The sequence below is a fragment of the Pedobacter sp. genome (assembly GCF_039594775.1).
Classification (GTDB): Bacteria; Bacteroidota; Bacteroidia; order Sphingobacteriales; family Sphingobacteriaceae; genus Pedobacter.
The window spans coordinates 284,622-310,051 of record NZ_JBCNMT010000003.1 but is presented as its reverse complement, the minus strand read 5'-3'; the positions used below and the strand labels follow the sequence as shown (position 1 = coordinate 310,051).

Annotated in this window: 24 protein-coding genes; 8 read left to right on the top strand and 16 right to left on the bottom strand. The window is 37.5% G+C overall.

The window, feature by feature from the left end; all coding sequences use genetic code 11:
• Window positions 1–28 precede the first annotated feature (28 nt).
• From ABDV71_RS10890 to ABDV71_RS10870, 5 genes are all read right to left on the bottom strand, one after another.
• Entirely contained in the window at window positions 29–1,105 is a 1,077-nt protein-coding gene (locus ABDV71_RS10890) for a DUF3667 domain-containing protein (RefSeq protein WP_343532477.1), read from the bottom strand.
• Window positions 1,106–1,121: 16 nt separating this feature from the next.
• Entirely contained in the window at window positions 1,122–2,453 is a 1,332-nt protein-coding gene (locus ABDV71_RS10885) for a nucleoside permease (RefSeq protein ID WP_343532476.1), read from the bottom strand.
• A gap of 165 nt (window positions 2,454–2,618) precedes the next feature.
• Window positions 2,619–3,236, bottom strand: a complete 618-nt coding sequence (locus ABDV71_RS10880) for a bifunctional nuclease family protein (RefSeq protein WP_343532475.1) — start codon at window positions 3,234–3,236, stop codon at window positions 2,619–2,621.
• Between the two features lie 31 nt (window positions 3,237–3,267).
• Window positions 3,268–4,230 (bottom strand): electron transfer flavoprotein subunit alpha/FixB family protein, encoded by a 963-nt coding sequence (locus tag ABDV71_RS10875; protein WP_343532474.1) that lies wholly within the window; start codon window positions 4,228–4,230, stop codon window positions 3,268–3,270.
• 76 nt (window positions 4,231–4,306) lie between these two features.
• Window positions 4,307–5,044 (bottom strand): electron transfer flavoprotein subunit beta/FixA family protein, encoded by a 738-nt coding sequence (locus ABDV71_RS10870; protein ID WP_343532473.1) that lies wholly within the window; start codon window positions 5,042–5,044, stop codon window positions 4,307–4,309.
• 181 nt (window positions 5,045–5,225) lie between these two features.
• Between ABDV71_RS10870 and ABDV71_RS10865 the strand changes: the two genes are divergently transcribed.
• Genes ABDV71_RS10865 through ABDV71_RS10855 form a run of 3 tightly spaced genes read left to right on the top strand, consistent with a single transcriptional unit; the run spans window position 5,226 to window position 7,546 of the window.
• Window positions 5,226–5,561 (top strand): tetratricopeptide repeat protein, encoded by a 336-nt coding sequence (locus tag ABDV71_RS10865; RefSeq protein ID WP_343532472.1) that lies wholly within the window; start codon window positions 5,226–5,228, stop codon window positions 5,559–5,561.
• Window positions 5,562–5,593: 32 nt separating this feature from the next.
• Window positions 5,594–6,793: a chromate efflux transporter gene (chrA, locus tag ABDV71_RS10860; protein WP_343532471.1), complete on the top strand. Its 1,200-nt coding sequence runs from the start codon at window positions 5,594–5,596 to the stop codon at window positions 6,791–6,793.
• A gap of 6 nt (window positions 6,794–6,799) precedes the next feature.
• A complete protein-coding gene (locus ABDV71_RS10855; RefSeq protein WP_343532470.1) occupies window positions 6,800–7,546 on the top strand; it encodes a TIGR00730 family Rossman fold protein in 747 nt (248 codons plus the stop codon).
• A gap of 253 nt (window positions 7,547–7,799) precedes the next feature.
• Here ABDV71_RS10855 and dnaB read toward each other — a convergent pair whose 3' ends face one another.
• Entirely contained in the window at window positions 7,800–9,356 is a 1,557-nt protein-coding gene (gene dnaB / locus ABDV71_RS10850) for a replicative DNA helicase (RefSeq protein ID WP_343532469.1), read from the bottom strand.
• 191 nt (window positions 9,357–9,547) lie between these two features.
• Between dnaB and rlmB the strand changes: the two genes are divergently transcribed.
• Complete coding sequence (gene rlmB, locus ABDV71_RS10845) at window positions 9,548–10,318, top strand: 23S rRNA (guanosine(2251)-2'-O)-methyltransferase RlmB (protein ID WP_343532468.1); 771 nt, start codon at window positions 9,548–9,550, stop codon at window positions 10,316–10,318.
• On the opposite strand, the gene ABDV71_RS10840 is transcribed toward rlmB, so the two are convergent.
• Together ABDV71_RS10840 and ABDV71_RS10835 are read right to left on the bottom strand one after the other, a co-directional pair.
• Window positions 10,315–11,406, bottom strand: coding sequence for a mannose-1-phosphate guanylyltransferase (locus tag ABDV71_RS10840; RefSeq protein ID WP_343532467.1), 1,092 nt, complete (start codon window positions 11,404–11,406; stop codon window positions 10,315–10,317). The two genes, rlmB and ABDV71_RS10840, sit on opposite strands and share 4 nt — an antisense overlap.
• A 21-nt stretch (window positions 11,407–11,427) precedes the next feature.
• Window positions 11,428–12,393 carry a KpsF/GutQ family sugar-phosphate isomerase gene (locus ABDV71_RS10835; RefSeq protein WP_343532466.1) on the bottom strand — a complete coding sequence of 322 codons (966 nt, stop codon included), beginning with the start codon at window positions 12,391–12,393 and terminating at the stop codon, window positions 11,428–11,430.
• A gap of 87 nt (window positions 12,394–12,480) precedes the next feature.
• On the opposite strand from ABDV71_RS10835, the gene recQ reads away from it, so the two are divergent.
• From recQ to ABDV71_RS10820, 3 genes are all read left to right on the top strand, one after another.
• Window positions 12,481–14,670 (top strand): DNA helicase RecQ, encoded by a 2,190-nt coding sequence (gene recQ / locus ABDV71_RS10830; protein ID WP_343532704.1) that lies wholly within the window; start codon window positions 12,481–12,483, stop codon window positions 14,668–14,670.
• An 83-nt stretch (window positions 14,671–14,753) separates the two neighbouring features.
• The gene (gene kdsA / locus ABDV71_RS10825; RefSeq protein ID WP_343532465.1) at window positions 14,754–15,566 is read left to right on the top strand and encodes a 3-deoxy-8-phosphooctulonate synthase; all 813 of its coding nucleotides are present in this window, start codon (window positions 14,754–14,756) and stop codon (window positions 15,564–15,566) included.
• Window positions 15,567–15,569: 3 nt separating this feature from the next.
• Window positions 15,570–16,292, top strand: coding sequence for a DUF2071 domain-containing protein (locus ABDV71_RS10820; RefSeq protein ID WP_343532464.1), 723 nt, complete (start codon window positions 15,570–15,572; stop codon window positions 16,290–16,292).
• 5 nt (window positions 16,293–16,297) lie between these two features.
• On the opposite strand, the gene ABDV71_RS10815 is transcribed toward ABDV71_RS10820, so the two are convergent.
• From ABDV71_RS10815 to ABDV71_RS10805, 3 genes are all read right to left on the bottom strand, one after another.
• Window positions 16,298–16,768 (bottom strand): hypothetical protein, encoded by a 471-nt coding sequence (locus tag ABDV71_RS10815; RefSeq protein WP_343532463.1) that lies wholly within the window; start codon window positions 16,766–16,768, stop codon window positions 16,298–16,300.
• Window positions 16,769–16,776: 8 nt separating this feature from the next.
• Window positions 16,777–18,663 carry an OmpA family protein gene (locus ABDV71_RS10810; RefSeq protein WP_343532462.1) on the bottom strand — a complete coding sequence of 629 codons (1,887 nt, stop codon included), beginning with the start codon at window positions 18,661–18,663 and terminating at the stop codon, window positions 16,777–16,779.
• A gap of 90 nt (window positions 18,664–18,753) precedes the next feature.
• Window positions 18,754–19,377: a 7-carboxy-7-deazaguanine synthase QueE gene (locus tag ABDV71_RS10805; RefSeq protein ID WP_343532461.1), complete on the bottom strand. Its 624-nt coding sequence runs from the start codon at window positions 19,375–19,377 to the stop codon at window positions 18,754–18,756.
• Window positions 19,378–19,457: 80 nt separating this feature from the next.
• On the opposite strand from ABDV71_RS10805, the gene ABDV71_RS10800 reads away from it, so the two are divergent.
• Complete coding sequence (locus tag ABDV71_RS10800) at window positions 19,458–19,787, top strand: Rieske (2Fe-2S) protein (protein WP_343532460.1); 330 nt, start codon at window positions 19,458–19,460, stop codon at window positions 19,785–19,787.
• A 200-nt stretch (window positions 19,788–19,987) separates the two neighbouring features.
• On the opposite strand, the gene ABDV71_RS10795 is transcribed toward ABDV71_RS10800, so the two are convergent.
• From ABDV71_RS10795 to ABDV71_RS10775, 5 genes are all read right to left on the bottom strand, one after another.
• Complete coding sequence (locus tag ABDV71_RS10795) at window positions 19,988–20,866, bottom strand: tetrahydrofolate dehydrogenase/cyclohydrolase catalytic domain-containing protein (protein WP_343532459.1); 879 nt, start codon at window positions 20,864–20,866, stop codon at window positions 19,988–19,990.
• A gap of 78 nt (window positions 20,867–20,944) precedes the next feature.
• Complete coding sequence (lepA, locus tag ABDV71_RS10790) at window positions 20,945–22,732, bottom strand: translation elongation factor 4 (RefSeq protein WP_343532458.1); 1,788 nt, start codon at window positions 22,730–22,732, stop codon at window positions 20,945–20,947.
• A gap of 335 nt (window positions 22,733–23,067) precedes the next feature.
• Window positions 23,068–23,496 (bottom strand): hypothetical protein, encoded by a 429-nt coding sequence (locus ABDV71_RS10785; protein WP_343532457.1) that lies wholly within the window; start codon window positions 23,494–23,496, stop codon window positions 23,068–23,070.
• An 81-nt stretch (window positions 23,497–23,577) separates the two neighbouring features.
• Window positions 23,578–24,369: a copper homeostasis protein CutC gene (locus ABDV71_RS10780; RefSeq protein WP_343532456.1), complete on the bottom strand. Its 792-nt coding sequence runs from the start codon at window positions 24,367–24,369 to the stop codon at window positions 23,578–23,580.
• 30 nt (window positions 24,370–24,399) lie between these two features.
• Window positions 24,400–25,425, bottom strand: coding sequence for a N(4)-(beta-N-acetylglucosaminyl)-L-asparaginase (locus tag ABDV71_RS10775; protein ID WP_343532455.1), 1,026 nt, complete (start codon window positions 25,423–25,425; stop codon window positions 24,400–24,402).
• Between the last annotated feature and the right edge of the window lie 5 nt (window positions 25,426–25,430).

The window sequence follows — 25,430 nt, the reverse complement described above, 5'->3', positions numbered from 1 at the left end:
ATAGCCTTTAAACAAAAAAAGTGTTATGTTAAATCGTGATAAAACTAAAAGCGATAACGATGATAAAACAAAGTGTGAGCAACATGCTATAGCAAAATATCAAGAAGAACATTTTGAGTACCGTAATCCATCGACTGCTTCGATAAAAAGTTCTAAGAGAACGATATATATACCATGTTATATACAAAAAGCCGATAATGCCTATTAGCCACTCTACATTCATTACAAATCTTGTAAGCCATACCAATAAAGCCGACACGATAAAGCTTAAGAAAATAGCAGAATGAGTATGGAAAGAGTAAATAAGATGTTCGTAATAAAAGCGCTTCTTTCTAATGTAAACCAATTTTAAAATCAACGCGAAAAGGGGAAGCAATACAAACATCATTTTAGGAATGAGCTTGATAAAATCTTCTTTAATTTTTTGTCCGGGATCTGGATACTTATTAAACTGTATACTCTTTTTAGAAAAGTAGTTTATGATAAAATTATCACGTTGTTCTTTAGGTAAAGCACGTTGTTTCTTCTCGTATTGTTCGATAGTTTCATCTCGAGCAAAAGCGTTAAATTTACTTTTCTTTAAAGGTAACGAATCAATGTTGATTCTTGCTTCGCCATTTTCTTTAATATCTTTTTCAACTTCCCTTAAAATACTATCCTTTTTTGATCTGTTTATGGGTAAGTATTTTAACACCTGTTTTACTTCATCTATATCATCTGAAACCAACGTATCTTTTTCCAATTTTTCAGTAACTGCAGCTGCTTTTACTTCCGATTCGTGTTTTTTCTTCTCGCTACCGCTAAAAATGATAATAAAAAATACAATACTAATAAAGATATATAGTTTAATGGGATGAAGAAAAGAAGCTCTTTTTCCAGCAACATAATCTACAGTAAGTTGGCCAGGCTTGAAAAGCAATGGCTTAATGGTGCCAAAAAACTTATGCTCAAAATGGAAATAATCTGCAATGGCATGGGTAATCATGTGCCAAGCATCTTCCTTTAGTTCTATATTTTCCTGTCCACAATGAGGGCAATAGGTCTCTTCAACATGGTGGCCGCAGTTTAAGCAATCTTTTTCTTTCCTAAGCTTTACGGATGACATCTGGATTTAAATATTATTAGTGACTGATTTTATTGATAGCTTCTTCTTCGGCACGGGTATGTTTATGCTTGAACATCAAGGCAAAGAATATGGTGATGATGAGTGCATAGATTGCAAAAACAAACCAAATTCCTTCCCAATTTTTAAATCCATTTCCAAATGTAAAATACTTACCAATGATAAATCCACTTAACGAACTACCTATGATGGAACCGAAGCCGTTGGTCATCATCATAAATAATCCTTGAGCTGAAGAGCGTATTTTGGAATCAGTAGAAGTTTCTACAAAGAGAGAACCCGAAATATTGAAGAAATCGAAAGCCATTCCATAAACTACATTTGATAATACAATGGCTAATAATCCAAACCCAGTTGGAGCACCAATGGCAAATAAACCAAAACGCAGAAACCAAGCGAACATACTGATTAACATTACTTTCTTGATGCCGAACTTCCGTAAGAAAAATGGAATTGCAAGAATAAATAATGTTTCAGAAACTTGAGATATGGATATTATGATGGTTGAGTACCTGACTACAATGGAATCAGCATATTCGGGTATATTTTTAAAATCTTTAAGAAAGGTATCTCCATACATATTTGTGAGCTGTAAAGAAGCTCCTAACAACATTGAGAATATAAAAAATAATGCAATGTTATAATTTCCAAATAGTTTAAAAGCATCTAGTCCTAATCTCTTGGTAAAAGAAGTGCTCTTTTCGGATGATTTTTGAGGTTCGCACTTAGGTAGAAAAAATGAATAAATACCCAAAAAAATGGAGCCAACACCAGCAAAGTAAAACTGATTAGAATTTATGTGATTACCCGTAAAGTCGGATATGGCCTGTCCAATTTGTTTTCCAAAATCCCAAGGCGAATAAACATCACTGAAAAGATTTGTAAACCACATGGCTACTATGAAGCCTACCGTTCCCCAAACTCTAATGGGAGGGAATACTTTAATTACGTCATAATTACTTCTTTTTAGCAAAGTATAAGATAATGAATTTGACAACGATAGTGTCGGCATATAACAGCACATAGCCAATAACAACACCCAAAAGAAAGTTGTAGGTTCGGTAGTATTTGCTAGATAAAACAATACAAAACCATAAATGATGTGTAGAATACCATATAGTCTTTCTAAATTCAGCCATTTATCGGCAATTACACCCATTAACGCAGGCATAAATATTGCAGCGATTCCTAAAGTTGAGAAAACTGCTCCAAATTCTTCACCTGACCACTTTTTAATATCAAATCCATAAGTCCCAAGTGTCGTTAACCACGCACCCCACACAAAGAACTGCATGAAGCTCATGATTGTTAAGCGTAGCTTAATATTCATCAGTAATAATTTCGTTTAGTTTTGAACGGTTTGAAGATAGGACTTTTTTTTAGTACATGACAAATTTAAACTTGTTAGCACAATAGATTTTTTACTAGCGTAAGTTTTAATAGATTTTTTCGCCATAAGTAGTTGCAAAAACTGCCTTAAAACCAGAAATGCAGGTTATTTACCTGCATTTCTTCTATTAATTTCGTCTCTAATCCGGGCGGCTTTTTCATAAGCCTCATCGGAAAGTGCTTTTTCTAATTTTTGCTGTAATTCTTCTAAAGATAAACTTTGATATCCCGACACTGGGATAGGAGATTGTGTTTCTTCTGGAGTTTGTCCGCTCGTGATGCTTTCTATATTTTCGAGAAATAGAAAATCATTTCCTTCAATCACAATTCCAGCAGAAGCAAGAATAAATTCGTAAGTATAAATAATCGCATTAAATCTTACCGCAATGGCAATTGCATCCGAAGTACGAGCATCAATTTCTACCTGTTCTCCATCCTTATTACAAATCAGTTTGGCAAAAAATACGCCATCAACTAAATTATAAATTAGTACTTCAGTAATTTCTACCTGATAGGCTTGGGCAAATGATTTAAATAAATCATGAGTAAGCGGTCGGGTAGGAGACATTTTCTCAATCTCAATGGCAATGGCTTGTGCTTCAAATGCCCCGATAATGATCGGCAGCCTTCTTCGCCCATTTACTTCTCCCAATACAAGTGCATATGCACCAGATTGTGTCTGGCTGTACGATAGTCCTACAATATCAAGTTTAACCTTCTTCATTCTTAAAAAATCAGCGCTTCAATGTAGTTGATTAGCCTTTATGTGCTTTTAACGCTGTAATTATTTTAGGAACTACTTCAAAAGCATCTCCAACAATACCATAGTCAGCTACCTTAAAGAAAGGAGCTTCTGGATCTTTGTTGATTACCACAATTACTTTTGATGAACTTACGCCTGCCAAATGTTGGATGGCGCCTGAAATACCAATAGCAATGTACAAGTTTGGACTAATGGCAATACCAGTTTGTCCAACGTGTTCAGAGTGAGGTCTCCAATCGGCATCAGAAACTGGTTTTGAGCAAGCGGTTGCAGCTCTCAAAAGATCTGCCAATTCCTCCACCATTCCCCAGTTTTCAGGACCTTTTAAGCCTCTACCACCAGAAACAACAATTTCTGCATCAGGTAGCGAAACTTTATTGGTAGCGCGTACAATTTCTTTTACAATAGCCGCTAAGTCGCTTGATTTTACTTCTGGGCTAAAAGCTTCAATAGCAATATTGGTAGGATTTTCCTTTATTCCAAAAGCATTTGGATTTAATGCAATTACTTTGTTGGCCGAAGTTAAGGTGGTAATGGCAAAAGCCTTTCCAGAGAAAGCCGTTTTCTTTACCGAAAAATCGCCAGAAGGTAGCTCAACAGCACCATCAATTAAACCAGCTTCAAGTTTTACTGCAACTCTTGGTGCTAAACCTTTTCCAGAGAATGAGTTAGAAAGTACCACAATATTAGCACCTTCCTTTTTCGCAGCTTCAGCAATCACAGAAGCATAAGCTTGATTTACAAAATTCTTAAGTTGATCTGCCTCTACTTTTAAAACTTTGCTTGCACCATATTTTCCAAGTTCATTAAGCTCACCATCCGAAACGTTGCCAATAGATATTGCACTTAAGCTAGTACCTTGTTGATCGGCAATGGCTTTGGCATAAGATACCGCTTCGAATACTGATTTTTTGAACTTTCCTTCAACTTGTTCTACATATACTAATACTGACATATTAATCTATTTGAAATCCCATCGGGATGTTTTTCTAATTTAATTTTTTAAATAACTAAGGTTTGTGCAAGGATCATTAGATCACTTTAGCTTCGGTATGTAGTAAGCCAATAAGGTCTTCTGCACTTTCAGCAGGAATTAACTTCACCGAACCACGAGGCGCAGGAGTTTCGAACTTGCTGATTTTGCTCAGTTCTGGAACATCTACCGCTTCCACGGTTTGTAATGGCTTAGTACGTGCAGACATGATTCCTCTCATATTAGGGATTTTTGCTTCTGCAGTTCCTTCAGCGCAGCTTGCTACAAATTTACCACTTACGGTCACTACTTCTTTTCCACCTTCAATTTCACGCTCAACAGTTGCAGTAGAACCATCATAATCTAATTTCTTAATAATAGAGATAGAAGGAATATCTAAGAATTCGCCAATCATTGCAGCTACTTGAGAACCATTGTAATCAATAGATTCTCTACCGCATAAAATGATATCGAACTCGTTAGATTTTGCATATTCCGCTATTTGTTTCGCCACAAAATAAGCATCTCTCGGAGTTGCATTTATTCTTACCGCGTCATCGGCGCCAATAGCTAGGGCTTTTCTGATGGTTGGTTCGGTAGCAGCTTCGCCAACATTTACTACGGTTACGGTTCCTTTTCCACCTTCGCAAAGCTCAATAGCTCTAGAAAGCGCAATCTCATCATATGGATTAACGATGTATTGTACACCTGCAGTATTGAATTGGGTATTGTCACCCGTAAAGGTTATTTTTGTGGTCGTGTCTGGAACGTTACTGATACAAACTAGAATTTTCATATTTATATATTTGATTAAGGTAAAATTCAGCTATGTCAATTAAATTATTGCACTGGTTGATATGTTATATATTTGCCAACAAATTTAAGAACCCAAAGATTCTACTTTTGTTTGTGCAATTTAAGGAATGTAATCCTTAAATGTATTTTTGCAAATCTAATTAAAAAAGCAAGGAATTAAAATGCAAAACCAACGATTAGCCAAGTTATTCGATTTTTTATCAGCCGATCCAAATGACAGTTTCATACTCTATGCCATTGCAACTGAGTACAATGTGCAAAACGATACTGAAAATGCACTCAAATATTACCTAGAGTTAACACAAAAGCACCCTGATTACGTAGGTACTTATTATCACTTGGGCAAACTTTATGAAAAGCTTGGCAACAAGGAAGAAGCGATAAATGTTTATCAAACAGGAATGCAAGCGGCGAGACAAAAGAGAGATATGCATGCCTTATCGGAGTTACAAGGAGCATATAATAGTGCTGCAGGTTTAGATTACGAAGACGACTAAGCAATTCAATAAACGATCAGTTTACCAAGTTAATGGCCAAAAGACAACTTCTCTTCATTAGAAACGTGTTCTTTTTCACTTTCTCCGCTTTTGGTGGGGCTCAGGCACATCTTTCGCTGTTGTTACGTTACTTCGTGAACAACATTAACTTCATAAGCGAAGAGGAACTGTTGGAACTGAATGCGCTAGCGCAGGTTTTGCCAGGGCCTGCATCGACCCAAACTTTGGTAGGGATAGCCTACAAAGTGGGTGGACTCAAATTAGCCATTATTACTTTTTTGATTTGGATTTTACCATCGGGGGCAATAATGACCTTGGCTGCAATTTGGTATACCTTATTGGACCAGAAACACAAGTTTGCTGAAGCTTTAGAATATATACATCCTATTGCCTTGGGCATTGTGGCGTATGGAGCTTTTCAGTTAGGCCAAAAAGTATTAACTACTCAAGTTTCCATATTTTTAGCGATTGGTGCCCTTGTAGGCACTCTGGTATTGCGAGAAGCGTACGTATTTCCATTGGCTATTTTAATTGGTGGTATGGTATCCTCAGCTATTGGTACACCTACTGAAGAAACCGAATTGAGGGTACGGTTATTTGCGAACATCAATCCTAAAAAATTAGGCTATTTTATTGGCGTGCTTCTTTTTATGGCCATGTTGGGCGCTCTCATTAACCGAACATCACCTTTCAGTTTACCAATTAGGTTGTTTGAGAACTTTTATCGTAATGGAATTTTTATTTTTGGTGGCGGACAGGTTTTAGTGCCAATGATGTTTACTGAGTTTGTGCAAATGAAAGATTACCTCAGTCAAACAGACTTTCTTTCCGGTTTTGCATTTCAACAGATATTACCAGGGCCAACTTTTTCGTTTACCAGCTATATTGGTGCTTTGGGCATGAAACACGGTGGATACGGCATACTTGGTCAGGCAACCGGTGGCTTATTAGCAGTTTTAGGAATTAATTTACCAGGCTTGATTTTAGTGCTTTTTATTGTTCCATTTTGGAACGATTTGAAGAAAATATCCAGAATTAAACACTCACTTTCAGGAATTAATGCAGTAAGTGTGGGTTTTATTATTGCCGCTTTTGTGATGTTAATAGCCCCAGTAGGATTAAATTGGCTATTTTTGAGTATTGTACTGGCGACATTTTTATTGTTGAATTTTACAAAAATTAGTCCAGCGCTAATTATTATCGCAGGTTTGGTTTTGGGATATATCATTTAGTTTACTATGAACAAGTTTGTAAAAGAAGAAGTTAGTTTTTTAAAAGGTGCCAGAACACGTTGGCAAGAATTGAAATATGTGTTAGGAGTAATCTTCCAATTCTATAAAGGATTTAGAAAACTGCATTTTGTTGGTCCATGCGTGACTGTTTTTGGTTCGGCCCGTTTTAAGGAAGACCATCCTTATTATGAAATGGCTCGTAAAGTATCTGCCGAAATTTCAAAATTAGGCTTTACCATCATGACAGGCGGAGGCCCTGGAATCATGGAAGCTGCCAATAGGGGAGCGAAAGACGCTGGAGGTTTATCTGTAGGATGTAACATTGTATTGCCGCATGAGCAGCATGAAAATCCCTATTTGGATACGTCGGTAAACATTGAATATTTCTTTGTAAGAAAAGAGCTTTTAAGAAAGTACTCATATGCCTTTGTGGTATTACCTGGTGGTTTTGGTACTTTGGATGAGTTTTTTGAAACTTTAACGCTTATTCAAACAGGCAAAGTAGAGAAATTTCCTATCGTAATTATGGGTAAAGAATTTCATCATGAAATTTATTTACATATTGAAAGAATGATGGCTGAAAAAACCATTAGCCCTGAAGACATGGATTTACTATTGTTTACGGACGACATAGAAGAGGTAGTGAGCCACATTAGGAAGTATAGAGAAACTGCACCAATATTTAAATTGCAATCGCCTAAAAAAGCTTGGTGGATTTTTGGAGAAGAAAAACCAGATGCAAAAGCGAGTTAATTACTTTTAAGACTTACGAGGTTTTAAAACTTCGTAAGTCTGGCATCATACGTTTCGTCATTTCGACGATAGGAGAAATCTAACAATATATTTAGCGCTAATTGCAAGATTTAGCCTAGTTGATTTTAGCACGCTTCAACGATATCACTTTTCTTAAAAATCGGAACAGGGGATACCTCGCAATGACATGTTTTTAAAAAGTAAATAAAAATGGCTTATGAATATTTCATAAGCCATTTTCTTTTAAAATATCTTAAAATGGTGGGTCATCATCTGGCATATCATTCATGCTTGATGGTCTAATGATGATATTCCCAGGAGGTCTATCAAAATTCTCTGAAGGCATCATGTTGTTATCACTTCCTGCGGAGAAACTAGAAGGAGGGAGAAAGCTGTCTTCCAAATCGGCAAACTTCACGTATTTACCAATAAATCTCAACGGAACAATACCGGTTTCACCGTGACGGTTTTTACCAATAATTACCTCACCTACGCCAGCATTTGAACGTCCGCTTTCATCTTCCATGATGCCGTAATACTCTGGACGATAGAGGAAGAGTACCATATCCGCATCCTGCTCAATTGAACCAGATTCACGTAAATCGGATAACATTGGACGTTTACCGTTTTGACCCGGCCTGCTTTCTACCGCACGACTTAACTGTGAAAGTGCAATTACGGAAACATCTAACTCTTTTGCTACCGATTTCAAGGCACGGGAAATACTACCGATTTCCTGCTCACGATTACCACCGCCTTCGCCTTTACCATGCATTAACTGCAAGTAATCGACAATTACCATTTGGATATCGTATTGTGATTTTAACCTACGGCACTTGGCTCTAAACTCAAAGATGTTCAATGCTGGTGTATCATCAATTAAAAGGGGAGCTTCTGAAAGTCGGCCAATTTTACTGTGTAATTGTTGCCATTCCCATTCCGCTAAATTACCTTTTCTGATTTTCTCCTGTTCAATTTCGGCTTCACCAGAAATTAGACGATTTACCAACTGAACGGAGGACATCTCCAAAGAGAATACAACAACCGGCTTTTGAAAATCTACCGCGGCATTACGAGCGCAACTCAATACGAACGCCGTTTTACCCATCGCTGGACGAGCAGCAATAATTACCAAATCCGATTTCTGCCATCCACCAGTTACCCTGTCTAAATCTGTAAATCCAGAAGGTACACCCGTTAAACCATCAGTTTTGGTTCGCAATTCCTCCAAAGAAGCTAATGATTGCTTGATAATCGCATCCATTTTTTGCGTATCTCTACGTAAGTTATTTTGTGCAATATCAAATAGGTTTTTTTCGGCCATATCCAATAGGTCGAAAATATCGGTCGTATCCTCGTAAGCATTTTTGATAATTTCTGTAGAAATTCTAATCAGCTCACGTTGAATATATTTTTGAGAGATAATACGAGCATGAAACTCAATATTTGCCGCCGAAGACACACGGTTGGTCAAATAAGTTACATAATAAGCGCCACCAATCATCTCTAAACTACCATTGGTACGTAGCTCGGTAGTTACCGTTAAAATATCAACAGGTTTAGACTTTTGGAAAAGCGCTTGTATGGCTTCAAAAACTCTTTTGTGTCTTTCGTCGTAAAAGAGCTCAGGTTTAAGTACATCAATAACGGCAGATAAGGCATCTTTTTCCAGCATTAGCGCACCCAATACCGCTTCTTCCAAATCGGTAGCTTGCGGCTGTATTTTATCTACTGTACTAATGGTGTTGGCTAGTCGGCTTTTTCTGGCTGATAATGAATATTTGCCTTGTCCCTTTTGTTCGTTATCCATGCTCATAGAGCAAAAGTAACTAAAATAAGAGCGTTTTGTTGGAAGAAGTTTTAAGTCGGTTGTCAACAACTTGAATGCTAATCTGATGATTTTTTTCAGTATATTATAATTATAGCATAGTTGTAAACAATTTTATGTGGATAAGCTTGTATTGAGCTTTTAATAATTACTTTTGCACAATATTAATAGGCATGGATAATTTTAGAAGACCGCAAAGAATCAAAGAGAATAATGAGTTTGTTTTTGGTATTAGAGCTGTAATTGAAGCTATTAAAGCAGGTCGTGATATAGAAACGATTTACGTTCAGAGAGGTTTGTCTGGCGAGTTGTTTTTGGAATTGAAATCTTTATTAGCAGGTTCTTTGATTCCAATGAGCGTGGTTCCTATAGAGAAGTTACATAGAATGACTCAAAAGAATCATCAAGGGGTTATTGCGGTGATTTCTCCCATCACCTATCAAAATATTGAAGATATCATCCCGGCGATTTACGAGAAAGGAGAGACGCCATTAATTTTAGTATTAGACAGTGTTACCGATGTTAGAAATATGGGGGCCATTGCTCGTACTGCAGCTTGCGTGGGAGTACATGCCATTGTAGTTCCTTTAAAAAATGCCGCTCAAATTAATGCTGATGCCATTAAAACCTCTGCAGGAGCATTATTTTCTATCCCAGTTTGTAGACACGCGAATTTGCATAAAGTTTGTTTGTTTTTACAAGATAGTGGTTTGCAGATAGTGGCTTGTACAGAGAAAACCAATGATTTAATTTACGCTCCTGATTATGCGATGCCCACTGCGATTGTAATGGGTTCTGAAGACGAGGGTATTTCTAATGATTTATTAAGAGTAGCCAACCACTTGGCTAAAATTCCAATGGCTGGAAAAATCGAATCTTTAAATGTTTCGGTTGCCGCTGGTGTAATTTTATATGAAGCGGTTAGGCAACGTGTGACGGGTTAAACAAACTTCCCGCCAAATTTTGCTTTTACATCAGCTACGATATTTTTAACGTTTTGCTCTTCTGCCCGTTTACAAATTAACAGGGTATTGTTTTCCTCTACTACAATATAATCGTGCATTCCTTGCAGAATAACCAATTTCTCTTTAGGCACATTTACCATACAGTTGGAAGAATCGTACATCATGACATGCTCTGATGGAATTACGGCATTGCCCACGTAATCCTTTTCCGCCATTTCGTAAATAGAGGCCCATGTGCCTAAGTCAGACCATCCAAAATCTGAAGGTAATACAAAAACATTATCTGCCTTTTCCATGATTCCAAAATCAATAGAGATATTGGTGCATAGTTGGTAAGCGTTAGCTATAAAAGATTTTTCATTATCGGTATTATATACCGACCTACCTCCGGTAAAAATCTCATGCATATCTGGTAAATGTTTCTGTAATGCTCTGTTAATGGCACTGGCAGACCAAATAAAAATACCGGCATTCCAAAGGAAATCACCACTTTGTAGGAAAGATTTGGCAAGTTCTAGATTTGGCTTTTCTGTAAATGTTTTTACTTTGTGAACCTCGTTATTACCAACTAAAACTTCATCCGTGTATTGGATATAACCGTAGCCGGTGTCTGGTCTATTTGGCTTAATGCCTAAGGTTATTAAGCAATCAGACTGTTCAGCAACTTCCATTGATTTCTCAATTGCGCTAATAAAAGCTGCTTGGTTAGCAATGGTATGGTCAGATGGAGCAACAACAATTACCGCATTTGGATTAATTTCAGCAATTTTCGTAGACCCATAAGCAATACAAGGAGCGGTATTGCGCATTAGCGGCTCGGCCAAAATCTGATTTTCGCTTAGTTGGGGTAGCTGTTTCTTGATCAGGTCAACATAACTTTCATTGGTAACAATGAAAATGTTCTCAGGTAAACAAATTTGCAGAAAACGTTCGTAAGTGCTTTGTATAAGCGTTTTACCAATACCAAAAAAATCGATAAACTGCTTCGGAAACTCTGTGCGGCTAACTGGCCAAAAACGGCTTCCAACGCCGCCAGCCATAATTAATGCATACCTATTTTTGTTCATGCTAAGGGCAAATATATGTTTTTATACGATACCTTCTTGTAAAAGATCGTGTAAATGCACCAAACCAAAATAGCGACCTTCTTTGGTCACCAAAATCTGTGTTATATTGTTCTTTTTAATAATTTCCAACGCTAGTAAAGCCAATTCTTCACAGTCTATTTTCTTGGGATTGGTGTTCATTAGGTCACTGGCTTTGATATTTTCCAGATTAGTATGCTTCTCCAGCATACGTCTAATATCTCCATCGGTAATAACACCTAAAATCTCTTCCTCCTCAGTAACAACAACAGCACCTAAACGGTTTTTGCTAATTTCAATAATGATATCCTTAACTGGTGCATTTGGCGAGATTGAAGGCTTCTCGTTTTTGACCGCTAAATCACCCGCTTTTAGATATAATCGTTTTCCCAACGAGCCTCCTGGATGATATTTGGCAAAATCTGCTGATTGGAAATTTCTTGCTTGCAATAAACAAACAGCCAAAGCATCACCCATTGCAAGTTGAGCAGTAGTACTGGTAGTAGGCGCTAAATTATGTGGACAAGCTTCTTTTTCTACCATGGTATTTAAAATCAAATCCGCTTGCTGAGCCAAATCTGACTTAGTATTCCCCAACATTGCTACCAGTTTATTTCCTGATAGTTTTAAAAGAGGAGCTAGCAGTTTAATTTCTGGAGTATTACCACTTTTAGACAAACAAAGCACGACATCGTCTTTTTGTATCATTCCCAAATCACCATGTACCGCATCTGCTGCATGCATGAAAATTGCTGGTGTTCCGGTAGAGTTAAACGTAGCTACAATTTTTTGCGCAATGATGGCACTTTTGCCAATTCCAGTCACAATTACACGCCCTCTACTACTCAAAATAGTGTTAACCGTCTCTACAAAATCATCGTCGATATAGTCAATAAGCCTTAATATGGCTTCAGATTCAAGCTTCAGTGTAGATGTAGCCGAATCAATTATAGATTTTTTACTTTCCAAAGAGAATTTATTAGTAAATTAATACTTTAATTACTGCAAAATTATGTTATTTTGAACAATAATAGCACACAATATTCAGCACAGGAAATGGACGTCAAGAAGTCTTTATTTGATAACCTTCAAACATTCTTCGGTTTCGATAATTTTAAAGGTGATCAAGAATCGATTATCACCAATATATTAGAGGGGAAAAATACATTTGTAATTATGCCAACAGGTGGAGGAAAGTCCATCTGTTATCAATTACCGGCTTTAATGAGCGACGGTACTGCCATTGTTATTTCACCGTTGATTGCCCTGATGAAAAATCAGGTGGACCAAATTAGGGCATTTGGTGGAAACGATAGCATAGCACACTTTTTAAATTCGTCACTAACGAAATCGGAAATTACACAGGTAAAAACCGATTTGTTAAATGGACATACCAAATTGTTGTATGTAGCCCCTGAATCTTTAGCCAAGCAAGAGAATGTTGAATTTTTAAGATTATTGAAAATTTCTTTTGTAGCTGTAGATGAAGCGCATTGTATTTCTGAGTGGGGACATGATTTTAGACCAGAATATCGAAAAATCAGACAAGTGATTGCTGGACTAGGCGAAAATATTCCAATTATTGCGTTAACCGCTACTGCAACACCTAAGGTACAACAAGATATCATTAAAAACTTAGGGATGTCTGATGCAACTCTGTTCAAATCATCATTTAACAGGCCAAACCTTTTTTATGAAATACGCCCTAAGAAAAACATTAACAAGGAAATCATTAAATACGTAAAATATAATCCTGGAAAATCGGGAATTATTTACTGTTTAAGCCGCAAAAAGGTAGAAGAGGTAGCTGAGAACCTGAACATCAATGGTATTAAGGCCTTACCTTATCATGCCGGACTAGAGCCTAAGGTTAGGGCCGAAACGCAGGATAAGTTCTTGATGGAAGATGTTGAGGTAATTGTTGCTACCATAGCCTTCGGGATGGGAATTGATAAACCAGACGTAAGATTTGTAATTCACCACGATGTGCCAAAAAGCATGGAAGGCTATTACCAGGAAACGGGAAGGGCTGGTCGTGACGGAGGAGAGGGAGTTTGTATTGCCTTTTACTCGCAGAAAGATGTAGAGAAGCTGGCAAAATTCATGAAAGATAAGCCTGTTTCTGAACGTGAAATTGGCACTCAGATTTTGAAGGAAGTGATAGATTATGCCGAGTCTTCTGTTTGTAGAAGAAAGCAGATCTTGCACTATTTCGGAGAGAATTTTAATGAAACTGGCTGTAACTGCATGTGCGATAACTGTAAGAAGCCAAAACAACAGTTTGATGCGGAAGAAAAGCTATTAACCTTATTGAAACTGGTTGAAAGCAGTGGAGAGAAGTTTGACGATGCCCATTTGATTAATGTATTTATGGGACATGAAACAGCTCAAACCATTGCTTATGAACATAGCAAACTGCCTGAGTTTGGTTCAGGGAAGGAAGATGGAGAGAATTTATGGAAATCATTGTTGAGACAAGCGGTTTTAAATAACTTTTTGGCAAAGGATATTGATAATTATGGATTATTAAAGCTTACCAAAATTGGTCGCGAGTTTATCGAGAACCCTTATAGCCTTAAGTTCATATTGAACGAAATAGTGGACATGGCAGGAGAAGAGGATGAAGATGAAGTAAAACAAGCTACTGCTGCTTTGGATACCCAATTGCTACAATTGCTAAAGGATTTGCGCAAGAAGATTGCCAAACAAAAAAATGTCCCTCCATTTGTAGTATTCCAAGACCCTTCTTTGGAGGAAATGTGTACACATTATCCAATTACAAGCGACGAGTTGAAACAGATTTCGGGTGTCGGTAATGGTAAGGCCCTTAAATTTGGAGCACCTTTTATTGAGTTGATCAAGAAGTACGTAGAAGACAACGATATTGACAGGCCTGTGGATTTGGTGATTAAAACTCAGGCCAATAAATCAGCTTTAAAAGTCTCTATCATTCAAAATATTGACAGACAAATTAGCTTAGAAGATATTGCCCGTTCAAAAGGCATTACCTATGCTGATATCATCAAAGAAGTTGAAGCGATTGTGAACTCAGGCACTAAACTTAATTTAACCTATTACATCGATGAAATGATAGATGAAGATAGACAAGATGAGGTTTTTGACTACTTCCAATCAGCTGATACCGATTCAATAGACCTAGCATTGAGAGATTTGGGTGAAACCGACTACACCAGAGAAGAAATCCAATTAATGCGCATTAAATTCATGAGTGAGTTAGGAAATTAGGTGGTGTATATTAAGACCTTTTTTGGCTCAGCTATAAGAAAGTCTAATTACTCATATCTAAATACTTAATACTAAAAGCGAAAATGATAAACTACTTAGATAAATTAAAACATACAGATAGTAACAATTTCTTTTTAATGGCGGGTCCATGTGCCATTGAGGGCGAAGAAATAGCTTTACGCATTGCCGAGAAAATAGTAACCATTACTGATAAGTTAAACATCCCTTATATTTTCAAAGGGTCTTACCGAAAAGCGAACAGAAGCAAAGGCAGTTCATTTACTGGAATAGGAGATGAGAAGGCGCTAAAAATATTAGAGAAAGTAGGTAGAGAATTTGGTGTGCCTACCGTTACTGATATTCACGAAAGTGATGAAGCGGCAATGGCTGCAGCGTATGTAGATGTGCTTCAAATTCCAGCCTTTCTTTGTCGTCAAACAGATTTATTATTGGCTGCAGCGGCCACTGGAAAAGTGGTGAACGTTAAAAAAGGACAGTTTCTTTCTGCGGGTTCAATGAAATTTGCCGTAGAGAAAATTCAAGAAGCGGGAAATCAAAAAGTAATTTTAACCGATAGGGGAAACACTTTTGGTTACCAAGACTTAATTGTTGACTATAGAGGTTTACCAGAAATGCAAGGTTTTGGTGTACCTGTAGTGATGGATTGTACGCATTCTTTACAACAACCCAATCAAAGTAGCGGGGTTACTGGCGGTAAACCAGAACTGATTACCACCATTGCTAAAGCTGCCATTGCAGTTGGGGCCGATGGCTTATTTATTGAAACCCATCCCGACCCAGCAAATGCAAAATCTGATGGTGCAAACATGCTTAACTTGGCATTATTGGAAGATTTACTGGTAAAGCTGATTAAGATTAGACAAGCTGTCATCTAAAAAATGCTTAAATCGGGTGTCTTTTTATCTGCTGAATGGCGAAAACTAGCTTTAGCCAACTATGAAGTTGATCAAAAGATATTACAGAAATACTTACCGCCGTTTACCGAGTTGGATGATTGGCAAGGTAAATACTATGTAAGCTTAGTGGGCTTTATGTTTATGGATACCAAGCTTAAAGGTTTTGGTATCCCATTCCATATTAATTTCGAAGAAGTTAATTTACGTTTCTACGTGAAGTACAACGAAAATGGTACTTGGAAAAGAGGAGTAGTTTTCATCAAGGAAATAGTTCCTAAGCCTGCCATTACCTTTGTAGCCAATACCATTTACAAAGAAAACTACCAAACGCTGCCCATGAAACACAAATGGGTACTTAATGAGCAAGAATTATTAGTCGAATATCTTTGGAAGACCAAAAACTGGAATAAGTTTTCTGTAATCACCCATCCTATAAGCGAAGCTATGGAGATTGGTAGTAAAGAGGAATTTATTACAGAACACTTTTGGGGCTACACTAAAATAGGCCCAAACCTCACTTCAGAATATCAAGTGGAGCATCCAAGATGGGAAGTTTATCCTGTTAAGGAATATGATATTAAGGTGGATTTCGGTGCTAATTATGGAAATGATTTCAATTTCTTGAACCAAGCTCAACCAGCATCAGTAATGCTAGCCGAAGGTTCTCCGATTAATGTGTTGAAGGGGAATAAAATATCGAAATAAATAAATTAGTACTTTGTTGTAATGAGAACAATTCCTGATTTAGCGTGAGGAAATAGTTTCCAAACCTCTTCTTTTTTGATAAAGATAACACCTTTCACTACGTCTTGTTCAAACTTTATAGATTTTTGCTTAGAAGGTTCTATAAAAATCCCATCAATAATATTAATTAAACTATCCGAACTATCAATATCTTTTTCGAAGGATTTTATGGCTTCATCAAGGCTATAAAATCTATTATTTTTATTCTTTTGAAAAATATTAAGCCTATAGTTTTGATTATTTGCGATTACTTTAGCAACATTATCCTTGTCTAAATAAAAGGTATCTAAATCAATTAAATCCGTATTGTTAAGATATATTTTATAATGTTTGAATTTTTCAATGATTTTTTCTCTACGATACGTAACTTCTCTAGTTCTACACCCAGTTAGAATAACTAAAACGAATAGAGCATAATAAAGATATTTAGCATTCATTTTCTGGTTTATATTTTAACCACTAAAAACTCTGTTCTTCTGTTTTTCTGTTTACCTTCTTCTGTAGCATTATCAAAAGCTGGCTTTTCTTCACCATATCCTTTATAGGTAAGCTGCTTTTTGTCGATTCCTTTAGCAATCAAATAATCATATACTGCTTTCGCCCTGTTTTCTGAAAGCTTCTGATTGGCCTTTACCTCACCAACATTATCAGTATGGCCCTGTATTTCTATTACCATACTTGCGTTACTTTTAAGTGTTTCGGCTAGCAGGTTTAGCTCCACCATTGAAGTGGGTAAAAGTTCGTATTTGTTAGTGTCGAAAAAGATGTTATTAAGCAGCACTTTACTACCAACATTAATTTTATCTAATAAAATCTCCACTTCATAAGGTTTATTGGCATCGGTTGGCTTAATATCGTAATGGTTTGAATATAACAGGTAACCATCGGCCAAGATATTAAAGGAATATTGCTCATTAGCAGGCATTACTGCCATAAAATCGCCAGTACTTTTATCTGTATATTCATTATAGGCAGCTTCCTTAGTTCTTAAGTTGATAATCAAAACAGAAGCCTCCAAGGTTTCCTTAGTTTCTCTATCCCTAATAATTCCTTTCACATAAGTAACAGGATTAGGTTTTACATTTTCTGGCAATTTAAAACGGTAAATATCTACATCACCGAAACCACCATTTAAATTAGAAGAAAATAGACCTTCTTTTCCATCAGCACTTACGACGAAACCAAATTCGTCATTAAAAGTATTAATAGGATAACCTAAGTTAACTGGTTTAGAAAAGGTACCATCCGCCTGTAGTTTGCTGTAGAAAATATCCTTTTGCCCGAAACCTGGCCAACCATCAGACGAAAAGTATAAAGTCTTTCCATCTGGGTGTATAAAAGGAGTGGCTTCATCATAAGGCGTATTGATATTGGGACCTAAATTGGTGGGAGTGGTCCATTGACCTTCGTCATTCATCACAGACTTCCAGATGTCGTAACCCCCAAAACCACCCGCTCTGTTGCTCAGAAAGTACAAAGTACTTCCGTCGGCACTGATTGAGGGTTGAGATTCCCATTCGGGTGTATTAATGGTTGGCCCTAAATTAACTGGTGCGCTCCAATCTTTACCTTCGCGACGACAAACGTATAAGTCACAACGCCCCGCGCCATCAGGGCGATTACAGCTTGTAAAAAACAAATACCTACCATCAGGCGATATAGATTGTGCTCCTTCGTTAAAATTCGGTGTATTGATATTCTCACTTAGAGATACTGCTTTTTGCCACTCGCCATTTTTCTTTACTGAAGTATAAAAATCTTCATTTCCTTGAATGTTTCTGGTAAAGATGATTTGCTGTCCATCGGCAGTAAGCGCAGGAAAATAATCACGATGTTCGCTGTTTACATAAAACCCCATATTGAACGGCTCATAAGGTACGGGCTTTTTAATGGCTTCAATAGAGAAATTACAATCGATGATATACTTTTGGGCTTTGTCCTTGAATTTTTGGTCGGCATTTGCAGCATGTGCCAAAAAGAGTTCGAAGTTCTGTTTGGCCTCTTTATAATCACCTGTTTGCAGTTCTGTTTCGCCTAAGTTGAAATAAACATTAGCATTTTCTACAGCGGCAGATTTTACCGCCAATCGATAATTTTCCTTTGCTTTTTGTGTATTCCTAAGTCGTTTGTAAACATCGCCAAGCTGTAAATAAGCACGTTGAAACTTAGGGTCTGCTTTTACAGCATCATTCAAATATTTGATTGCTTCATCAAAAACATTTTGTCTTACATACTGTTGGGCATCTTCAAAGCTGTTCTGTGCTTTTTTTATGGCAGATTGACCGTATACAAATTGGCTTAAACAAAGAAATATCAGAAGGAACTTGCGCATATCACATGATTTTAATTCGAACGACTAAAAGCCTAACGGAATTCAGCTAAGCAAGTTAGCAACAATAAAACAAATTAGCAATGCAACAAGCTAAGGGATATTCAGGAATTTGTGTGTTTGCAGCGAAATTTCCCACTTCGGATTGGCCATCACGTAATCTACGATCAGTGGAGTTACTGTTTTAGCCTTTGACCACTCTGGCTGTAAATATAACTTGCAGTTAGGTCCAACCATCTCAGCATATTTCTCTGCCCATTCAAAGTCGCTTTTGTTGAAGACAATTACTTTTAATTCATTTGCAAAAGGAGCGATATCTGGTCTAGGCGCTTTAAATTTCTTAGGAGATAAACAAATCCAGTCCCATGAACCTGAAAGGGGATAGGCACCTGAAGTTTCAATGAAGGTTAAAATCCCTTGGTCTTGGAGTTTTTTTGTTAGATAATCCAAGTTGTAAATTAAAGGCTCACCACCAGTTACTACCACTGCTTTTCCCGGATAAATAGCTGCCTTAGCAGCAATATCGTCGGCGGTAGTCAATGGATGGAGTTCTGCATCCCAGCTTTCCTTTACGTCACACCAATGGCAGCCCACATCACAACCTCCCAAACGGATAAAATAAGCCGCTTTTCCTGTATTGAAACCTTCGCCCTGTATGGTGTAAAATTCTTCCATTAAAGGAAGTAATGTGCCGTCTTCTGGAATTTGATGTGCCATAAATTTAAGGGCACAAAGGTAAATAATTATGCTATAAATACATAAGTTCTGTATCTTGCTAAAGTAATTTTAATTGATTGATGAAGTGGACTAAACTTGATATTGAAATACCAAAAGATGATTTTGTAAGCCTTATCAAATTGGAAGGAAAGAAAATATGTCTGGTAAAACATCAAGACAAGCTTTACGCAGTACAAAATATCTGCCCGCACGCTGGTGGAATATTAAGCGGGGGGTGGTGCAAAAATGGTCATATCATTTGCCCCATACATCGTTACGAATATAGTTTGCAAACGGGAAGAGGAGCAGCGGGCCAAGGAGATTATATTGACATATATCCCGTAGAAGAAAGAGCAGATGGTATTTATATTGGCTTGAAAGAGAGTTTTTGGAAGAGGTTGTTTAGTTAAAAAATGAACCACCTAAGAACATCTAAGTAGCACGTACTATAAGATTAAAATGTCTATTGTCAAAAACCATTAAGAAATTAAGATAATTAAGGATGTATAACGTGCATAGAAACTTAATGTCCCTTAATGCCTTAATGTTTTAAAAAAAACTAAAATGCTCTTAGGTGTCTTAGGTGGTTAAAATATCGTAAATACGAAGATTAATATATCTCTTTCCTCGCGGAAGCCAATGTATTCTTCAATAAACCAACGATAGTCATTAAACCTACACCACCCGGAACCGGCGTAATGTAAGAAGACTTAGGCGCTACATTTTCAAAATCTACGTCACCGTATAATTTATAGCCCGATTTGGTTTCTGTAGAAGTCTCTCTATTGATTCCCACATCAATCACAATAGCACCAGGTTTTACCATATCAGCCGTGATGAAATTCTTTCTACCAATGGCAGCAATAATGATATCGGCTTGTAAAACTTGCTCTTTTAAATCTTTAGTCTTGCTATGCGTTAATGTAACGGTACAGTTTCCTGGATTAGCATTACGAGCCATTAAAACGCTCATTGGGCTACCTACAATATTACTGCGGCCAACTACCACGCAATGCATTCCAGTAGTATCAATATTGTAAGCCTGTAACATCAACAAAATACCATAAGGCGTAGCTGGAATATAGCAAGGTAAGTTGCGCATCATTCTACCTAAGTTAATAGGATGGAAGCCATCTACATCTTTTTTAGGGTCAATCGCTTCGGTAACTTTTTCCGGATCGATATGCTTAGGTAACGGTAACTGGACAATTAATCCATCAACGTCAGCATCGGCATTTATTTCTCTAACCTTTTCCAGCAATTCAGCTTCAGTCACAGTACTATCATAGCGGTATAAAGAAGACTTAAAGCCAACCTTTTCGCAGTTCTTCATTTTGCTAGCTACATAAGTTTCGCTACCACCATCGTTACCCACTAAAATGGCAACCAAATGAGGTTTTCTACCTGTTTCGCTTAAAAATTGAGCTGCTTCTTCCGCTATTTGTACTTTAACTTTTTCTGATACGTATTTTCCGTCTAATAATTGCATTGGTTAGGTATTATAGTATTTAGTATTTAGATAGGGCGTAGTTGTCTCAATACTAACTACTAATATCTAAATGTCCAGTTAGTCTAATTTTAATACTGCCATGAAAGCACTTTGAGGTATCTCTACGTTACCCACTTGGCGCATACGTTTTTTACCTTTTTTCTGCTTTTCTAACAGTTTACGCTTACGCGAGATATCACCACCATAACATTTTGCCGTCACGTCTTTACGCAAAGCACTAATGGTTTCACGGGCAATAACTTTGGCTCCAATAGAAGCCTGTATTTTAATCTCAAATTGCTGACGAGGTAAAAGTTCTTTCAGCTTCTCACAAATCTTTTTACCAAAATCATAAGCATTTGAACGGTGAATCAATGATGACAAGGCATCTACTGGTTCTTCATTCAACAGCATATCTAATCTTACCAAGTCAGATTTACGATAACCGATAGGGTGGTAGTCAAATGACGCGTAACCTTTAGAGATTGTTTTCAATTTATCATAGAAATCAAATACAATTTCGCCCATTGGCATTTCAAAAATCAACTCAACCCTGTCCGAAGTCAGGTACGATTGGTTAACGATGATACCGCGTTTTTGGATACATAAACTTAGAACTGGTCCAACAAACTCGGCTTTGGTGATGATATTTGCTTTGATGAAAGGTTCTTCCACATAATCCAATTTACTTGGGTCAGGCAAGTCAGAAGGGTTATTTACTACGAATAAATCGCCTTTAGTACCATAAGCATTATAGGATACGTTGGGCACGGTAGTAATTACCGTCATGTCAAATTCACGCTCCAAACGCTCCTGAATAATCTCCATGTGAAGCATTCCTAAGAAACCGCAACGGAAACCGAAACCCAAAGCAGCTGAACTTTCTGGCTCAAACACAATAGATGCATCATTTAACTGCAACTTGTGCATCGCTTCTCTCAACTCTTCATAATCTTCTGTATCCACAGGATATATCCCCGCGAATACCATTGGTTTTACCTCTTCAAAACCTTGAATACCTTCTGTGGAGCCATTTTCAACGGTAGTAATGGTATCACCAACCTTTACCTCACGTGCCTCTTTAATCCCAGAAATGATATAACCCACATCTCCAGTTTTCACCGAGTTACGAGGAGCCATATCTAGTTTCAAAATACCTACTTCATCGGCAATATATTGTCTTTCAGTATTGATAAATCTTACTTTATCGCCCTTTTTTATCTCACCATTTACCACCTTGTAGTAGGCAATGATTCCTCTAAAAGAGTTAAAAACGCTATCAAAAATTAAAGCTTGCAATGGTGCCGCTGGATCACCTACTGGAGCAGGTACGCGTTCCACGATGGCTTTTAAAATATCGGGAATTCCCATACCTGTTTTACCAGATGCAGGAATAATATCATCTCTATCACAACCAATCAAGTCGATAATTTGGTCTTTTACCTCCTCTGGCATAGCACCGGGTAAATCCATTTTATTTAAGATTGGAATAATTTCCAAATCGTGTTCTAAGGCCAAGTAAAGGTTCGAAATGGTTTGCGCCTGAATACCTTGAGAAGCATCTACAATTAGCAATGCACCCTCACAAGCAGCGATAGAACGTGAAACCTCATACGAAAAATCTACGTGTCCTGGCGTATCAATCAAGTTGAACACATATTCCTGACCATCAAGTTTATAGTTCATCTGTATCGCGTGGCTTTTAATGGTAATGCCTCGCTCACGCTCCAAATCCATGTTGTCCAACAACTGCGCTTGTGCTTCACGTTGCGAAATCGTGTTGGTATATTCTAATAAACGGTCGGCCAAGGTACTCTTACCGTGGTCAATATGTGCAATTATGCAAAAATTACGTATATGCTTCATCTTTGTGCAAAGATAGCTTTTTTAAGCAAATTTTAACAGGCAATAATTGGGAGAAAAATGAGCCTTAGAAAAGCTGGTTTGGTGGTTCTTTTGTACCGAAAGCCCCGCTTTCCGTTACAATCTTTTTATCACTTCTGTCATCCTGAGCTTGTCGAAGGATTTCTTCGTGGCAAATACGCTTCGACAAGCTCAGCGTGACATGCTATTGGTGGAAGCAATGATAAAAAGGATTTCCACTTCAATCGGGTTTATATAACAAATGAATTGCTATTATCAGTTTATCCTTTCGCTAATTTGTCCGTCATTGCGAGGCACAGTATGATTAAACGAATAACCTACTGCGCCGTTACTTCTTTCATCCTCGAAAAAGGGTAGCCATTGCAGCCTTTTCTTGGATTTTTCCTGTCTGCTGCTGCCGTTTGTTCCGCTTCTGCATCCGTTTTTGCTTTATAAGCGGTAAGACAAAATCCCCATTTCCATGGCTCCATGCCTTCAAAAGTCATAAAATCAATACGGGTATATTTATTTTCGTCCGCTTTATGGCCGCTGCCATTTTTGGCAATCACATATTGTTCGGCTACATTCCACTTAATGATGTGGTATTTGATATTTGGATGCTGCACCCACAAAGTATCATTGATCGAATACCAAATGCCATAATCGTCTACAAAGGTGCCTTTTACAAAACTAGGCGCATTGGTTTGAGCGATGGCGGTAATGCCTAAAAAAACAAAGGAGATTATGGTTATAAAGGTCTTTAGCATTTTTATTTACGGAATTGATTTTGATTAGACCTCGTAGGTTTTGAAAAACTACGAGGTCTTTTTTTATGTTTTATATCTGATTTATAAAAAATTAAGTATTCCCTTCAAAACCTTTACTTTATCTGAATCGGTTTGCTCATAATTGAATTCATCCACATCTTTGTCACCCATTTTACCTATGGCGTTTTGGAAATTCATTTTGCTAGCAAACTTAGCTTTAGCAGTGGTATGAAAACATTTTGCACCAGTAACTTTTGCAATCTCCAATAAATTATCACTATTTACCCCAGCGCCAGGCATCATTTCAATCCTATCATCTGCTTGTATAATCAATTGGGCAATTTCATTGGCGCCAATTGCTGCATTCGCTTTTCCACCAGAAGTTAAAATCCTTACAAAGCCCAAGGCAATAATGGTTTCCAAACTTTCTTCCAGATTTCGGCTCATATCAAAAGCTCTATGAAAGGCAACGGGCATAGGAGAGGCCGTGGCTATTATTTGTCGACACCTGATTTCGTCTACATTTCCATCTTTATCAAGTATTCCTGCAACTACGCCATGGCAAGCAATTTGTTTGCAAAAAGATATATCTTCTAAAATACATTCAAATTCTGCTTCCGTATATAAAAAATCGCCACCTCTAGGACGTATCAATGGCCAAACTTCTAATTGGAGATTTTCTACACACCATTTGATTTGACCATAGCTTGGAGTAGTACCACCTTCGCTTAAGTTTGCACAGAGTTCAATTCTATCAGCCCCACCTTTTTCCGCTGCAATAGCCGATTCAATGGAGTTGGCACAGATTTCTAAAACCGCCCCAAAATCCCCTAAAGGGGACTTTGCTGTTCTCTCGTTTATATTTTGCGTCATGTTATAAGTCCCCTTTAGGGGATTTTGGGGTTAATAGTGACTTTTCCCCTTAATAATCAAATCTTGCTTTTGGCTATCGCAAACTGCAAAAGTAAAACCTTGTTGAATAGCGTAGGCACCATATTCGCCATTTTTGCTCAACGCCAAAAACCCCACTTGTAGGTCTTTAGTGCTATTGGTTTTCTTTTTAATGATACGCATCACAGCCTCTTTACAGGCTTCTTCAGGTGGATATCCTTGACGCATCAGTTCAACAACCAAAAAAGAGCCCACATTACGAATCACTTCTTCACCAACACCGGTAGAAGTTGCGCCACCCACTTCATTATCAATGTATAAACCAGCGCCAATAATAGGACTATCGCCCACACGACCATGTAGTTTATAAGCCATTCCGCTAGTGGTACAAGCACCAGCTAAATTACCTTGTTCATCAAGCGCCAACATACCGATGGTATCGTGATTGTATTGATTTCCCGGTAGCCTTTCTGGGGCCGCTTTATCGTAAAGCTTATTCTCGATATTACTTACAGGATTGTATTTAGCTGTTTTAAGCCATTCTAACCAATCTTTTTTACTTTTTTCCGTAAGCAGATTCTCTCTCTTAAAACCTTGTTCTAAAGCAAATTGTAAGGCTCCATCTCCAGCAAGCATTACGTGGGGTGTTTTTTCCATCACCAAACGAGCTACGGATATAGGATGTTTGATTTCTTCTAGGGCTAACACTGCTCCACAATTGCCCAAATGGTCCATAATACTGGCATCTAGTGTGACAATGCCATCTCTATCTGGTAAGCCTCCATAACCTACAGATTGATTTTTTACATCGGCTTCCGCTACTTTAACACCGCTTTCAACAGCATCAAGTGCTTTACCATTTTTGCTGAGTGTTTTCCAAGCCTCGGCATTTGCCGCCACCCCAAAATCCCAAGTAGAAATAACTATAGGCTTGTTTATATTGCTACTACTGCTACTTTTAGAAATGCAAGCTTTGCTCAATGTCACAACAGCCGCAGAAAGTGCGGTGGTTTGAATAAATTTCCTCCGATTATACATAATAA